This is a genomic window from Bacillus sp. E214 (genome assembly GCF_008087365.1).
Taxonomy (GTDB): domain Bacteria; phylum Bacillota; class Bacilli; order Bacillales; family Pradoshiaceae; genus Pradoshia.
Window position 1 is genome coordinate 1,606,866 of record NZ_VENN01000001.1, and the last position, 13,905, is coordinate 1,620,770.

At 36.2% G+C, this 13,905-nt stretch carries 16 protein-coding genes; 7 read left to right on the plus strand and 9 right to left on the minus strand.

The genetic code is table 11. The features are described 5' to 3' along the window. Nucleotides 1-83: 83 nt before the first annotated feature. The gene (locus FHY47_RS07455; protein ID WP_077248051.1) at nucleotides 84-578 is read left to right on the plus strand and encodes a GNAT family N-acetyltransferase; all 495 of its coding nucleotides are present in this window, start codon (nucleotides 84-86) and stop codon (nucleotides 576-578) included. A 216-nt stretch (nucleotides 579-794) separates the two neighbouring features. Here the strand turns inward: FHY47_RS07455 and FHY47_RS07460 are convergent, their stop codons facing one another. Then, a complete protein-coding gene (locus FHY47_RS07460; RefSeq protein WP_187393453.1) occupies nucleotides 795-1,874 on the minus strand; it encodes a hypothetical protein in 1,080 nt (359 codons plus the stop codon). Between the two features lie 386 nt (nucleotides 1,875-2,260). On the opposite strand from FHY47_RS07460, the gene FHY47_RS07465 reads away from it, so the two are divergent. Together FHY47_RS07465 and FHY47_RS07470 are read left to right on the plus strand one after the other, a co-directional pair. Further along, nucleotides 2,261-2,656, plus strand: a complete 396-nt coding sequence (locus FHY47_RS07465) for a SpoIIAA family protein (protein WP_066104589.1) — start codon at nucleotides 2,261-2,263, stop codon at nucleotides 2,654-2,656. Nucleotides 2,657-2,967: 311 nt separating this feature from the next. Then, nucleotides 2,968-3,702: a glucose 1-dehydrogenase gene (locus FHY47_RS07470; RefSeq protein ID WP_066104599.1), complete on the plus strand. Its 735-nt coding sequence runs from the start codon at nucleotides 2,968-2,970 to the stop codon at nucleotides 3,700-3,702. A gap of 84 nt (nucleotides 3,703-3,786) precedes the next feature. Here the strand turns inward: FHY47_RS07470 and FHY47_RS07475 are convergent, their stop codons facing one another. From FHY47_RS07475 to FHY47_RS07485, 3 genes are all read right to left on the minus strand, one after another. After that, the gene (locus tag FHY47_RS07475; RefSeq protein WP_066104602.1) at nucleotides 3,787-5,046 is read right to left on the minus strand and encodes a cytochrome P450 family protein; all 1,260 of its coding nucleotides are present in this window, start codon (nucleotides 5,044-5,046) and stop codon (nucleotides 3,787-3,789) included. A gap of 344 nt (nucleotides 5,047-5,390) precedes the next feature. Beyond that, nucleotides 5,391-5,588: a GH32 C-terminal domain-containing protein gene (locus tag FHY47_RS07480; RefSeq protein WP_139892411.1), complete on the minus strand. Its 198-nt coding sequence runs from the start codon at nucleotides 5,586-5,588 to the stop codon at nucleotides 5,391-5,393. A gap of 432 nt (nucleotides 5,589-6,020) precedes the next feature. Next, nucleotides 6,021-6,995: an ADP-ribosylglycohydrolase family protein gene (locus tag FHY47_RS07485; protein ID WP_262365982.1), complete on the minus strand. Its 975-nt coding sequence runs from the start codon at nucleotides 6,993-6,995 to the stop codon at nucleotides 6,021-6,023. Between the two features lie 185 nt (nucleotides 6,996-7,180). On the opposite strand from FHY47_RS07485, the gene FHY47_RS07490 reads away from it, so the two are divergent. Continuing rightward, on the plus strand, nucleotides 7,181-8,278 hold the full coding sequence (locus FHY47_RS07490; RefSeq protein ID WP_066104608.1) for a YkvI family membrane protein: 1,098 nt from the start codon (nucleotides 7,181-7,183) through the stop codon (nucleotides 8,276-8,278). 71 nt (nucleotides 8,279-8,349) lie between these two features. Here FHY47_RS07490 and FHY47_RS07495 read toward each other — a convergent pair whose 3' ends face one another. After that, complete coding sequence (locus tag FHY47_RS07495) at nucleotides 8,350-8,703, minus strand: DUF3221 domain-containing protein (protein ID WP_187393454.1); 354 nt, start codon at nucleotides 8,701-8,703, stop codon at nucleotides 8,350-8,352. Between the two features lie 109 nt (nucleotides 8,704-8,812). Between FHY47_RS07495 and FHY47_RS07500 the strand changes: the two genes are divergently transcribed. The 3 genes from FHY47_RS07500 to FHY47_RS07510 all read left to right on the plus strand — a co-directional run bounded on the left by FHY47_RS07500 (nucleotide 8,813) and on the right by FHY47_RS07510 (nucleotide 11,065). Next, nucleotides 8,813-9,238 carry an HIT family protein gene (locus FHY47_RS07500; protein ID WP_066104612.1) on the plus strand — a complete coding sequence of 142 codons (426 nt, stop codon included), beginning with the start codon at nucleotides 8,813-8,815 and terminating at the stop codon, nucleotides 9,236-9,238. Nucleotides 9,239-9,500: 262 nt separating this feature from the next. After that, nucleotides 9,501-10,361 (plus strand): transporter substrate-binding domain-containing protein, encoded by an 861-nt coding sequence (locus tag FHY47_RS07505; protein ID WP_148630050.1) that lies wholly within the window; start codon nucleotides 9,501-9,503, stop codon nucleotides 10,359-10,361. 20 nt (nucleotides 10,362-10,381) lie between these two features. Beyond that, a complete protein-coding gene (locus FHY47_RS07510; RefSeq protein WP_066104616.1) occupies nucleotides 10,382-11,065 on the plus strand; it encodes an amino acid ABC transporter permease in 684 nt (227 codons plus the stop codon). Between the two features lie 158 nt (nucleotides 11,066-11,223). Here FHY47_RS07510 and FHY47_RS07515 read toward each other — a convergent pair whose 3' ends face one another. From FHY47_RS07515 to FHY47_RS07530, 4 genes are all read right to left on the minus strand, one after another. Beyond that, entirely contained in the window at nucleotides 11,224-11,574 is a 351-nt protein-coding gene (locus FHY47_RS07515) for a VOC family protein (RefSeq protein WP_066104619.1), read from the minus strand. Between the two features lie 171 nt (nucleotides 11,575-11,745). Continuing rightward, on the minus strand, nucleotides 11,746-12,213 hold the full coding sequence (gene yiaA / locus FHY47_RS07520; protein ID WP_066104623.1) for an inner membrane protein YiaA: 468 nt from the start codon (nucleotides 12,211-12,213) through the stop codon (nucleotides 11,746-11,748). 313 nt (nucleotides 12,214-12,526) lie between these two features. Beyond that, nucleotides 12,527-13,030, minus strand: a complete 504-nt coding sequence (locus tag FHY47_RS07525) for a DUF2798 domain-containing protein (protein ID WP_066104627.1) — start codon at nucleotides 13,028-13,030, stop codon at nucleotides 12,527-12,529. A 240-nt stretch (nucleotides 13,031-13,270) separates the two neighbouring features. Beyond that, entirely contained in the window at nucleotides 13,271-13,900 is a 630-nt protein-coding gene (locus FHY47_RS07530; protein WP_066104630.1) for a YkyA family protein, read from the minus strand. Between the last annotated feature and the right edge of the window lie 5 nt (nucleotides 13,901-13,905).

Below are 13,905 nucleotides of genomic sequence, written 5' to 3' on the forward strand. Positions count from 1 at the left end.
GTTTAGTGCAATTAGAATAGAGGTCTTAATAACCTTAAAATCAAAAAGAAAATATAAACCGTATAAATACAAGGAGATATACTTTGAGAAAAATTAGGGAAGCAACAAAAGAGGATATGATAGAAATTTATAAGATGGGCTATGATGTTTGGGGAGATAAATTACCATTTAAAGAATATATAACTATGTGTGAAAACTCTAGTAAGTATAAAAAGGGGAAATGGTACGTTCTTGAAGCAACAGGAACAAAGCAATTATTAAGCTCCCTCGTCGTATATGAACTAAATCTTTCTGGAAAACAAGTTGTAAAAGGTATTGGTTCAATTGTTACTCCTTTTTATTTAAGAAAAAACGGATATGCTACTACTTTGGTCAATAAAACAATAAATAAATTAGAACAGGATGATAACTGTAATAACTTTTTCCTTTATAGTGATATTGGGATAGACTTTTACAAAAGATTAGGTTTTGTTGTTCTACCAAATGATAGTCAAAAATATGAAGACAGCATTTGCATGTATTATTCGAAGAAAAATGTTTTCGCCACGCTATCACTTGATATTCCTGACTACTTCTAAATACCTCCTTATTATGCTAACGACTGCAGAGGCACAAGCAGACAGCGGTATGCTATCTCTCTTTTTTCATTAACAACAATGTTTACGAATAGAGCCTTCTCAAAACAAAAATACCCCAAAAGTGAACTGCCCCCCAATTGTTAGACACACGTTTAACAATTGGGGGTGCAGTTCACTCTAACTTTCGGGGTGAAACATCATTCTACTGAGCTGTTTTTATTCTTCTATCTTAATTGACCATTTTCCATCGGCTTTGACTACAATCGCAAAATCACCGTTTTCCAGTTTATTGCGGGTGGAGCCGCTATAGTTTCCGATTTCATTGACAAGTAAGCCCGTTTCATTAATACGAACGATAAAATTAGAGGATCCCTGATGTGTGGATGTAAATTTATAGTTTCCGCCGCCGGCTCTTACAAAAACAACATCATCCCCTTCTCCACTGATTTCAGTTGGAAGTTCAGCTGGGGCTGGTGGAATTTGCTGACTTATAGAGAAATTCCAGTTACCAGATGCCTTAATATCTAAATAATAGTTACCAGTCGTATTAATCATGGCAAACGTCTTTCCTTTGTAGCTGCCAATCTCGTTGACTAACAATTCTACATTATTGCCTGCTTCATCCATCAATTTCACAATGAAGTTACTACCGCCAGTGTAGTTTCCTTCAAAAACGGCAAATCCAGCTTGCAGATTAATCATATCTGTTGATTCATCACCTGAACCGCTTAGTTTTATTTTGGACTCTTCATAGATTTTTTCCTTTGCAGCCAACTCAGCTGCCTCAGCTTCTTTTACTAATCTGTCTGCATAGGATTTAGCTTCTTCGTTACTCGCAAATGATTCAACTGACAGCACTTTCGAATAGTCCGTTCCAACTACCACGTATCCATCTGTCGCTTTTAATACATGTCCTTCATTTCCATTTCCAATTGAGTAGGTCTCTCCTGTTTCCACGTTCAATTGATCTTGCTCTATTTGCTTATAATCCTGATAATCCATCCCTTTTTGAATGGCATTTTTTACATCTGCTACGGCAGAAGGAGCAATCTCTTCCTTTTGCTCTTCTTTTGCTGTTTCTTGCTTTTCATCCGTTACGGTTGCCTCTGTTTCCACTGGAGCTTCTTCCAGCTCATCTGAACTGTTCATTGCACCAACCATAAACACGACAAACATGATTGCAGCCATTTTAAGATGTTTCTTTGCCTTACCTGTTTTTCGTAAGCCGGAAATCACTGACAAAATCAAATAAACTATAAATGCTAAAAAACCAGCCATACCGATAAACATAAACACTGTACATATCTCCAATCTATGATGTTATTTATAGGTTAATCCTGCCAAGGTATATGGCAATATACCTGTCACCTCTATTGTTTTACTAACGCTTCCTTTACCACTTGGATTTTTAGAGGCCTAAATACCTTTTCGCTTCTATTCCATGCCAAGAATCCATGTTACGGTCGAGCGTTAAAACTAAAGAATAGATAAAAAAATTGTTATATCACTTTATATAGTCCAAGTTACCCGCCCTTCTAATTGATTTATCAGTATAAAATACCTAAAATTTGCTCATATGTATTATGATGGTTTTTTCAAGTATCTGTAAATAGTAAATTATTGGTTTGACATTGTTCTACAGGGGAATTGTGTAATAAAACGATGCATAAGGAGGAATAGAAATGCTAACATTTTTACCAAGTAAGGATCCTTCTACTATCGCAGTAGAAATGTACGGGAAATCGACTGAAGAAGATGCACGTAAATTAGATAACTTTGTAAAAGAAAATTTATTGGATGGTAAGGAATTTAATTTACTAGCTGTCATTGAAAACGTTGATGGAGCCAGCCTTAAAGGTCTGGCAGAAGGAATCAAATTCGATACAAAACGAATGAATCAATTTAACAAGATTGCAATTGTAGCAGATCAGAGTTGGTCCAATATGATTGCAACGCTCAGTAATTTGGTACCGGGCATTGAAGCTAAGCATTTTGACTCCGATCAGCTGGATGATGCTTGGAATTGGATACTCGGATATAGACAACTCAGTGACGATCCGACAAATGTCATTCTTTAAAATAGCCAGTAATTAACTCCCTACAGTTTTTTAGGGAGTTATTTTGGTTGTGTTATTAATCTATTAGCTAGCCATACTTCGATTCAGTTATAAATTAACGATCCTTAAAAGAGAGTAATCTTCTACTATATTACTTTCTTTTTTCTAATGAAAGCAGTGCCTTCTTAACATTCGTCAAAAATGGATAAATTATGTAAATATAATGATATTTAATCCTAAATAATGGACAAACGGAACATTTATTTGGTAATTTATAAGTGTAGGATAATATGCCTAATACTAAATATTAGGCGCTGAGGGGGAATGCCATCATGGCACGTATGGAAGGTAAAGTTGCTATTATTACTGGAGCGGCTCAAGGTATGGGCGCGGCACATGCTCGTAGATTAGTAGAAGAAGGCGCTAAAGTAGTTTTAACAGACCTTAATGTAGAAAAAGGTCAAGCTACAGCTGCTGAACTTGGGGAAAACGCTTTATTTGTAAAACAAAATGTTACTAGTGCTGAAGATTGGGCAAAGGTTGTAGAAGAAGCGGAAAAAGCATTTGGAAAAGTCGATGTCTTAGTCAATAACGCTGGTATTACAATGGCAAAATCTATTTTAGACATGACTGAGGAAGATTATCGCCGTATCGTGGATATTAACCAACTTTCTGTATTCTTAGGAATGAAAGCAGTTATTCCAGCCATGCAAAAAGCTGGCGGTGGATCAATTGTTAATATCTCGTCTATGAACGGAATCGTTGCTGGTGCTATCGGTTATACAGATACTAAATTTGCAGTACGCGGTATGACAAAAGCAGCTGCAATCGAATGTGCAAATTACGGTATTCGTGTAAACTCTATTCACCCAGGTGTCATTGCTACACCAATGGTTGTACAAGAAGATACAAAAGCAGCCGTAGAAGCATTTGCTAAACACATTCCTCTTAAACGTGTGGCTCAATCTGAAGAAGTTTCTAACTTAGTGCTTTACTTGGCATCTGATGAGTCCAGCTACTCAACTGGCAGTGAATTCATCATTGATGGTGGTTTAACAGCACAATAAAACTTAAAGGCATTAATTTAATACTTATAACCAAAAAGCCAAAACCTTTTAAATCAAGGTCTTGGCTTTTTGCTATTATATATACTAAAAAGCAACAGGAAGTGAATCGATTCCTTTTGAGGAAAGGGCAAATTGCCATTGAATTTCCTCCTGAGGTACATTCAGTCTTAAGTCAGGAAAACGTTTTAATAGGGTAGTAAATGCAATATCTCCCTCTACTCTTGCAAGCGGAGCTCCTAAGCAGGTGTGGACACCATGTCCAAATGCTAGGTGATGATCTATTTTCCGCTTCACGTCTAACCCTTCTGAATCAGTAAATACTTCCTCATCTCGATTCGCGGCTTTTACCGTCACAAGAACCATATCTCCTTTTTTAATATTTTTGCCGCCTATCTCTACATCCTCTTTTGCAAAGCGTGGACCCACACTTGTAGATGGACCGTTGAAACGTAATAATTCCTCTACAGCTGATGGAACTAAACTTAGATCGCTTTTTAATGCTTCAAGTTGTTCAGGATGTTCAAACAACAACATCGATCCCGTTGCGATTAAGTTTGAGGTGGTTTCATGCCCAGCAAAAATTAATAAAGTAATCATTGAGATTAATTCTGATTCTTCAAGACGTTCTCCTTCTGCTTCAATCGCAATAAGCTGACTAATTAAATCATCAGAAGGATTGGCTCTCTTTTCTGCAACCAGGTTTTGGGTGTATTCTCCAAATTCCTGTAAATGGGCTGCTACAGTAGGGTCTTGTCTCCCCCAGCCCATCCCCTTCGCAATCGCGGAGGACCATATATTGAGTTTTTCACGATCTGCGTATGGCACCCCCAACATTTCAGAAATCACATTAATTGGTAATGGGTAAGCATAGTCTTTTACAAGATCCATTTCACCCTTAGATTGAACTTTATCAAGTAATTCATCTGCAATTTCTTGAATACGCGGTCGCAAGCCTTCCATATATCTTGGTGTAAATGCTTTTGAGACCAACATCCGTAATCTCCTATGGTCCATACCATCAACAAAAAGCATTGATTTGCCGGTAAAAAATGTGTCAGGTGCTGATGTATCTACCTCGCTATAAATTTTATCTCTAAAACCCTTTTCTCCATCAATAGAGGAAGGATCTACAGTAAATTGTTTGTGATTTTTAAGGATTTGGACTGCCTCATCCATATGTACAACCATCCAAGCTTGACGATCTGCCTCTCCCAAAGGGTTGGGAATAGAAACGATAGGCCCAAGCTCGCGCATTTTTGCAAATACAGAAAATGGATCTTCATTACTCTTTCCACTTAATACACCCAGAACCTGGTTGGAAACCATTTCTTCTGTCTTATTCATCAATCTACCTTCCTTCCATCTTTTCTTTTAGCCTTACATATTCTTAATGATTGTAAGCTCTGATACAATACTCTATTTTTAGTACTCTAATTTGTGTACTATTTCTAAGGATACTATTACCCTGCTATAGAGTAAATGCGAGTAAAGTACTTTTTTAATATAGGTAGAATGAATGTGTAGCTTCAAAGAATCCCTTTCTGTCATATGCAAATATATCCCTTTTATAATAAATACTTTTTGCTCATCTAGACACAATGTCATGGGTGAAAAAACTTATATTTACAAAAAAAGACCTGCACAAAAGCCATAATAGGCATTTATACAAGTCATGATAAGGAAATTATTTAAGCAAGATCCCATTTCATCAAATCAAATCGTCCTTCTCTACTAAAAAGAATTTCTTTTTCTTTTAGCTTAGGGAAATAACGGGCTGTGAATGTTTCTTCTCCTTCATTAATAAATATTTCTAATGAAGAGGTATCTATAAATATTTGCATCGTCTTTAGGCTATCCAGTTTACACGTTCTTGACTCTATCTTCATTGCTTTCTATAACCCACTTTTTTTTTCAAGCATACGTTACTAACAAGCTAATAAAAATGAGCTATAGAAGTATTTTAAGTTAAGTCTCAAGCCCTAGAAAACTCTACTGCCTATTATAGATAACCATCAAGATAGCTTCTCCCGTCTAAAAGTTTAATTTATCTGATTAGCCTGCTCTTCAGCCGAATATGTCTTTTTACAATACCATAAAAAGTAAATTATTCTTGTCATACTTTTTACGAAAGGTTGAGATTAATGGGATTTCACTACCTTTAGACATATTTATCTATATAAGAAGTACTTCTTTCTTTCTATTCAGAGCGACAATCTATGCGAAAAAAAAGCCTTTTAAAAAAGACCTGTCCTAAAGTCGTTTTTGCAGACTTCCTGAGCAGGTCTATTTTAGTGATTTCATATATTTTATCTATAAAATTATTTCGCTTTCTCCACGCAATAGCCATAAAAGCGATCACAGAGGTCTATGATTTTATCTTGACTGACCAGGGCATTCACCCATTTTTCCGGAATATTTTTCATCCCGTAATACATACCAGCTATAGTTCCCGTTATAAAAGCAATCGTATCAGTATCATTGCCCAGATTGACCGCTTCAAGAACGGCATCTTCATAGGTTTGAGATTTAAAGAAACACCACAAAGCAGACTCAAGTGAGTGAACAACATATCCATCCGAGCGAATATCATCGCGGTCTGCTTCAAGCAAGCTTAGACTAAAGATTCTTTCATATAAAGCAAATTCTTGTTGATACTCATTCTCTGATCCAAGCTGTTCCCAGCATGTATTGAGTGCAATTTTCAAGGATTCTAAAGGTAAATGTTGATCGTACATATTCAGCAAAAATTCCACATAAATAATTGTACCAAGGGTAGATCTTGGATGGCCGTGCGTGACATGCGCAATTCTCTCTATTTCCTTTTTCCTCGTCTGAAAATCTGGCTCTTTCGATAATGTAAATACAAGTGGCACTATACGCATAAGTGCGCCATTGCCATTATCATATTCCGTTTTCCCACCACACTGAACAGCCGGTACACCTTGCTTATAACGGCTAATAGCATTTGCAGTTGCAATGCCGATATCGAACATTTCACCATATGGGGTCCAGTAGCCTTTATCCTGGTAGGAAACAAAGCGGTTCATCAAATCATTTTCATCTTTTCCTGCAATTAAATTTTCAATCAGGCACATCGTTAGTGATGTATCATCAGACCATGTTCCAGGAGGCATATTATAGGTTCCATAACCGATCATATCTGTAACGCCGGCATTTCTGGCTTTAAATTCTACCGGTACACCAAGAGCATCCCCAATAATCCCGCCTATAATGGTTGAATATATCTTTTCCTTCATTGTATCTGCTGGAACTCCATCTACTTTTCTTGTCATATGGAATCCTCCCTTATACTGTCTTTTATCTCATTTTACCAAACTAACCTTTCTTCTATAACGGGATTTCCCAAAAACTTAATTCCATTTCCTTCAATTTGTTAAAATAGAATGAATATGTTAATATATCAGAATACTTAATTTTTGGATATCCCTCCAAACTACCATAAAAGAGGACTGATAAAATGAAACAAAGTTTATACCTAGCAGGTGCATTTGTAGGAGTCATTGTTGGAGCGGGATTTGGCTCTGGCCAAGAAATCATGCAGTTTTTTACGAATTTTGGCTTTTACAGTATACCTGCTATTTTGCTGGCAACTGTCTTATTTTCCTTTATTGCCATGCAGCTCTCTCAACTGAGCAGCCATATGCAAGCCACCTCACATAAAGAAATCATCGAGGTTCTTTGCGGACGTTTTCTTGGTCAAGCACTGGATATAATTTTATCGTTCTTTTTATTTGGCGTTGGTGTAATTATGATAGCAGGCGCAGGATCAATTGTTGAGGAACAGTTTGGGATTTCTGCCATCTGGGGTTCACTATTTATGACAGTTATCACCATCCTGACCATGCTATTGAAGGTAGAGAAAATCATCTCTATCATTAGCTCAATCACACCATTTTTATTAGTTATTATGATTTTTATATCAGGATACGCGCTAATTAAAAATGGAATCACTCCTATAGACATAGAGCGTAATGTTGATTTAGACAAAGCAGCGGCTTCAAATTGGTTCATGTCCGCATTACTTTATGTATCCTTTAATGTTGCTGTCGGTTTCTCTATGCTATCTGTTATTAGCGGAACGTTTAAAAATAAAAAACAAGCAGCTATTGGCGGAATTATGGGCGGTATCCTGCTCGGTGTACTCATGCTGCTGATTAATATAGGTATGATGACTGATATGGCTAATATGCAAATTGTAGAAATGCCTACTTTATTTTTAGCTAATAGTATCTCACCTTTAATCGGGAACCTGCTATCTATTATTCTATTGGCTATGATTTACAATACATGCGTGGGAATGTTTTATGCATTCACAGTGCGAATCATTCCTCAAGGACGCTTCTTTCATCCTTCAGTTGTGATATTCGGAGCAATTGGTTTTGGTCTTAGCTTTGCTGGTTTTACTACATTGGTAAACACCGTGTATCCAATCATGGGCTATGTGGGATTTATTTTACTGGCAGCAATTGGCTGGTCCTGGATTAAATCTAAGCACCATGCTCCTGAAATCAATCGCATAAACCCCGTAGCTGAAAAAGAAAAGAAAATAGTCTAGAACTTCAAAGGATTCTATCCCCGTACTATTTATGGCACGGGGCTTTTTTAATGTAATAAATGAAAATACTGCTACAATCTTTCCAGTTTTATCGCTTTAAAGATAGGGGGAGAGGATTCCATTGTTTGGCTCATCCATACTTTCACCCTTTGTCCGGTTTTTAGTTCACCTCTATAATCACTTTGATGGATGGATAGACGCCCGACATTTTTATATTTGGCTTGCAGCTCCTCAATCGGCAAATCCACGTCCTCATTCTCAAAATTTGAATCGAGCACAATGAATACAGCATCGGCTTCGCTAATGATAATTGTTCCTTCGATTCCAGGTGAGTCGATTTGTCGTTCAAGTTCATACAGATAAATAACGATGAGAAGCAATAAGGATAACCCGATATATAGGGAAACTTTAGTCGTAATCTTCAAGATTCCACCTCCCTTACCCACCTTTATCAATACCTTCATTCTGTCATTCCTAAAATTCCCCTCTGCACTTTTTTAATTACGTATATAATTTAATAAAGGGGGAGCTGTAATGAATTGTTTAGGCTGTAATTTAGCACATAAAAAAGAAAATGTTTATGTAGTTTTTGAAGATGATTATGTTTGTTGTATTTTAGATATTGATCCTTATAACGAAGGACACGTTTTGATTTTACCTAAAAAACATGTTCGATACTTTAATGAATTTGACGATAATACGGCAAGCTCCGTAATGATGGCAGCAAAGAGGCTATCAAAAGTGATAAAAATTTTGTTTAATCCGGATGGCATTACAGTCTGTCAGAACGGTGGAGCATTTGATGAATTAACACATTTTCATATGCATGTAGTTCCGCGGTATGAAGGACAAAATTTTGCAGATTTCTATTCTGAAGATGGAGAAACACTTGGAGAAAAGGAATACGACTTGGAAGAGACGAAAAGAAAGATCACCGAAATGCTAAAGGTTTTGGATTAATTTCCACTACCTTTTTTTATTCATTCCATTATACTACACCCGTTTATTTCTTTTTTATTGCTTTGTATACCAGACTAAACTTATTAAATTTAGTAAACTAGCATCACTCCTGCTATCCCCTTCATCTGTGCCCTCCCATTCATTAGTAATTTTGTTCCCTTTTGCATTTCTTCTACGCTCTATTTCGCGCGATACCCTTTCAAGTTTATTCCCAAATGACATATACATTTTTTTCAAATATAATGGTAGGCGAGGTGAAAATATGATAACCACAAATAGCTTTAAAAGACTTGTATCAATTCTAGCAATTGCAATGCTAGCTTTGGTTACTGCTGCATGCAGTAATAACAAAGGGGAAGAAAGCAAAAAAGAGGAAAAAACCGGCTGGGAAGCCATTAAAGAATCCGGCAAATTAAAAGTTGCAACTTCCGGAACCTTATATCCCGCTTCCTATCATGATTCTGAAACAAATGAATTAACCGGATACGATGTGGAAGTAACACGTGAAGTAGCTAAACGATTAAACCTAGAAGCTGAATTTACTGAAATGGCCTTTGATGGAATGCTAGCCTCCATCAACAATGGACAAACTGACATCGCTGTCAATGATATTACAGCTACTGAGGAAAGGAGAGAAAAATTTTCTTTTTCTGAACCCTATAAATATTCCTTCGGCGCTGCCATCGTTAGAAAATCAGATTTATCCGGCATTAAAGATCTTGATAGTTTAAAAGGGAAAAAAGCAGCTGGAGAAGCAACAACTACATATATGGAAGTGGCACGTGAACATGGAGCTGAAGAAGTCATCTATGACAATGCAACAAATGATCAATATTTGCGAGATGTTTCTACTGGCAGAACTGACATTATTCTAAATGATTATTATACCCAGCGTTTAGCTGTAGCCGCATTTCCAGAATTCGATATTACCGTACATCCTAATATAAAATACAATCCAAGCAATCAAGCCATATTGATGAAAAAGGATAACAGTGACTTGTTGAAAGAAATAAACAAGGTATTGGAAGAAATAAAAACGGATGGAACGATGGCTGAGCTCTCTAAAAAATTCTATGACAGCGCAGACGTTACAAAAGAAGTTCAGTTGGACTCAGTTAAATAAGTGATTGAAAGGGAATTTATATGGCAGATATTCAGTGGCAATATATATTTAACCCAGAATTAGCAATCGATTCATTGCCATATGTTCTTGAAGGCTTATCGAATACCCTCTTGATTTCATTTATCAGTATGGCTTTGGGATTGATCATTGGTTTCTTTTTGGCTCTTGGACGGAGTTCAAAAAGTAAATGGCTGCGCTGGCCAGCCAGCATGTACATCTCTTTTATGCGCGGTGTACCCATTCTTGTGATTATTTTTATTCTTTATTTTGGCTTTCCGATTATCGGAATTGAATTTACTGCCATGCAAGCGGCTATTATTGGATTCAGTTTTAACAGTGCAGCTTATATTGCTGAAATCAACCGTTCTGCTCTTGGTTCTGTCGATAAAGGACAATGGGAATCCTCACAATCATTGGGTTTATCCTATTGGCAAACCATGGGAGGGATTATCCTTCCGCAGGCTGTCCGAATTGCGCTACCACCTCTCTCTAATGTGTTGCTGGATTTAATCAAAGCTTCTTCATTGGCAGCGATGATAACGGTCCCTGAAATATTTCAGCATGCCAAAATCGTCGGAGGACGGGAATTTGATTATATGACGATGTACATACTTGTAGCGATGATCTATTGGTGCATATGTGCGGCTGTTTCTCTTCTGCAGCGCTATTTAGAAAAAAGAGCTGAGGTGTATTTGCAGAAATAGAATGGCTGCTAAAGCCACTCCTCACTCAATTTCTATTGTTCGGAGACATTTATATGAAATTCCGTAGGGCACAGTTTATTGGATAAAAAGGATAGAGAATCTATCCTTTTTTCATATTGATAGAAAATAAGCAGGGAACAAACCCTGCTATCAAGTCGTTATTCGTTAAATTGACAGAAGTTAAGAATATGACCATCCGGATCTTTAAAATCGAAGGTTCGTATATCCGGGTAATCAGCTATTTCGTCGGCATCTACTTCATTTTCTATAAAGAACTTATGTACTTCATCTATGTTAGTTGTAAAGAAATTAAATGGGTAGTGTTTTGCAGGTTTTGCGTCTGTTGATTGAACAAGGGTTAACGAGGTTTCTCCTATTGTGAAGGCAGCATACCCATTTCGATTCCATCTCATATTTAATCTTAATTTTTCTGAATACCATTTAATCGAGTAGTCTAAATCGCTTACCTCTAAAAATACGGTATCAATTCTCTTTACCAGTCCTTCCATTCTTCTACTCCTTCTAATTATTTTCCATAATTAAATTCCATCAAAGAAAGTGTATTTCCTATAGAAATTGAAATAACCCCCGAAAGTTAGAATTGATATCCGACTTTTGGGGGCCACTTCTGATAGCCCTTGAAACAAAAAGGAGTATCTGCTTTTGATTTCATAAATGACTCAATCTTTTTCTTTAGCCTTCTGTGTATCCCTAATATTTTTTTGAACAGTTATGGCAGCGAATACACTTAATACAAAGGACATACCATAAAATCCTTTCTCACTTAAATCAATACTTCCCGCATTATAAAGACCGATGCCCATCAAGGCGATTGCAACAATAAGAGCAAACCAGCTAATTCCATAATAGATGGCTGTCACAGGTATATCCTCATCTCGATCTCTAACCGCCTTTTGTAATGATACTGCTGAATAAAGTCCAAATACTAATACTGCGAAATAATACCCTTTTTCGTTTAATTCCATTGAAGCATTAAATAATCCTATTAGATAAGCAGCAACCCCTACCAATAAAGCCGCCCAGGTAGCACCTTTAAAAGCAGTCGTTGGTTCCCCAGGATGTCTTTCGACCTTCTTTTTTGGAACACTTTGTTCGTTATCTAATAAATATTCATTCTCATTCGACACTGAGTCTTTTCACCTCTCCTCTATATAAATAGTAATTATGTAAAGCGGAATTCCGCCTCTATATCTATTGTATAGAATATTCTTACAAATTAGTACATATTATCCTTTTTTCGTTATTCAATTGTCTTCACAAGGGCCTATTATAGCATGCGACTAATCAAGATTGTGGTGAATATCCTAGCCTTTTAACACCCAACATAAGTACCGACACAAAAAATATAATGAGCAAAATAAAAAGTTCAACCAGTCTTGTTCTGGTTGAACTTTATTATTTTGCAGATTGATCTCACAATCTCTGAGAATCTAACAGATCTTATACGTTAACTGTCTCTGCTCTATTCGCTTTTCTCTTATGGATTTTCTTCATTACAAATCTGGCAATTGGCTGTGCTACTATTAATTCAATCCAAAATGCCACACCGAAATTCCTAAACCAGCTCAAAAAGAAATTTTGAAAAGGTTCTAAGCTGATTTGTTTTGAGCCAACCCAGGTACCGATAATGGTTAAAAGGACGGATAGAACGGTTACATTGAAAAATGTATTCATTAAAACTCTTGCATTGAATCCATCTGTTTTACCTATGAATTTAGGCATTATTTTACCAACCACAGGTCCAGCAACAAATCTCACCAATAAAACAACAATGATCCACATAATTGGAATAATCTTTAAGGTTTCGATATAATTTTCTTTACTGAAACCACGTTCCAATCCCATAATAATTGGTGCAATCGTATTTACTGAGATGATTGAAATGATGAGCATAAATAATATGCCTTCTCTTGCGTTTTGTGGCAACCTATCTTCTCTATGCATATATACCCTCCGAAAAATGAAAAATTCAGATGGCAGACGTATCATCAAGACATATATTTTTGGCATATCAACTATACCAATATCTCTACACACTGATTTAAACATATTACCATGTTAGGAGAAAAATTTTCAATCACCAATTTTCTACTTATTAAAAGACTATTTGCTCTTTAATAGATTCCAATTTTACAAGTGAACCATTTCAAGAGTTTAACTGCAAATCAATGGAAGATGTCTGAATTAGATTTGTAGCTTATTGTAGGATACTATATAGCCGTTTAAATCCTTGATTGTACCAGATAATTCACCGGATGATTGATTTGCTTCATCTATAATAGCGGTTATTTCTTTTAAATCCTTTTCCGCTTTTAACGCTGAGTATATCTTTTGCTCCAAGTTAAGTACTTCTTCATATTGATCAAGGGCTTGATTATATGTTTGTAACAGGTTAATCAGTGAGTCATGGAGGCTCAACAATGTTTCCTTATGTACTTTTTTCTGATCTATTTTACTCAGTAATTCTTCTGATTCTTTCATTTGTATTAATTGGTTTTCTACCAATGATTTGTCCTCGTCAACCATTAGTTTACACTGATTGATTGTCTCTTCAGCCTTACTTATTTGGTTTTCAGCCTTTTTTAGGTTATCTGCTCCATCTTTTACTGTCATTTCGTATAGGGATTGCAGCTTATTATTTTCGGTATTAAAAAGCTCCCCATAATTCATATTAGACTTAAAATCCCATGCCACTTGATTATGAACCTTCAAATATTTTTCATCATACTTTTGTATAACTGGTAGAATTAAAACAGCCATTAACATACTGGTTACAATTAAAGCTAGATATATACCTATTTTCTTTCTAATCATACGAT

Coding starts and splice junctions, on each gene's coding strand:
- FHY47_RS07465 (WP_066104589.1), top strand. CDS start 2,261: ATGCTAACATTTTTACCAAGTAAGGATCCTTCTACTATCGCAGTAGAA.
- FHY47_RS07470 (WP_066104599.1), top strand. CDS start 2,968: ATGGCACGTATGGAAGGTAAAGTTGCTATTATTACTGGAGCGGCTCAA.
- FHY47_RS07480 (WP_139892411.1), bottom strand. CDS start 5,588: ATGAAGATAGAGTCAAGAACGTGTAAACTGGATAGCCTAAAGACGATG.
- FHY47_RS07505 (WP_148630050.1), top strand. CDS start 9,501: ATGATAACCACAAATAGCTTTAAAAGACTTGTATCAATTCTAGCAATT.
- FHY47_RS07515 (WP_066104619.1), bottom strand. CDS start 11,574: ATGGAAGGACTGGTAAAGAGAATTGATACCGTATTTTTAGAGGTAAGC.
- FHY47_RS07530 (WP_066104630.1), bottom strand. CDS start 13,900: ATGATTAGAAAGAAAATAGGTATATATCTAGCTTTAATTGTAACCAGT.
- FHY47_RS07525 (WP_066104627.1), bottom strand. CDS start 13,030: ATGCATAGAGAAGATAGGTTGCCACAAAACGCAAGAGAAGGCATATTA.
- FHY47_RS07500 (WP_066104612.1), top strand. CDS start 8,813: ATGAATTGTTTAGGCTGTAATTTAGCACATAAAAAAGAAAATGTTTAT.
- FHY47_RS07510 (WP_066104616.1), top strand. CDS start 10,382: ATGGCAGATATTCAGTGGCAATATATATTTAACCCAGAATTAGCAATC.
- FHY47_RS07490 (WP_066104608.1), top strand. CDS start 7,181: ATGAAACAAAGTTTATACCTAGCAGGTGCATTTGTAGGAGTCATTGTT.
- FHY47_RS07485 (WP_262365982.1), bottom strand. CDS start 6,995: ATGACAAGAAAAGTAGATGGAGTTCCAGCAGATACAATGAAGGAAAAG.
- FHY47_RS07475 (WP_066104602.1), bottom strand. CDS start 5,046: ATGAATAAGACAGAAGAAATGGTTTCCAACCAGGTTCTGGGTGTATTA.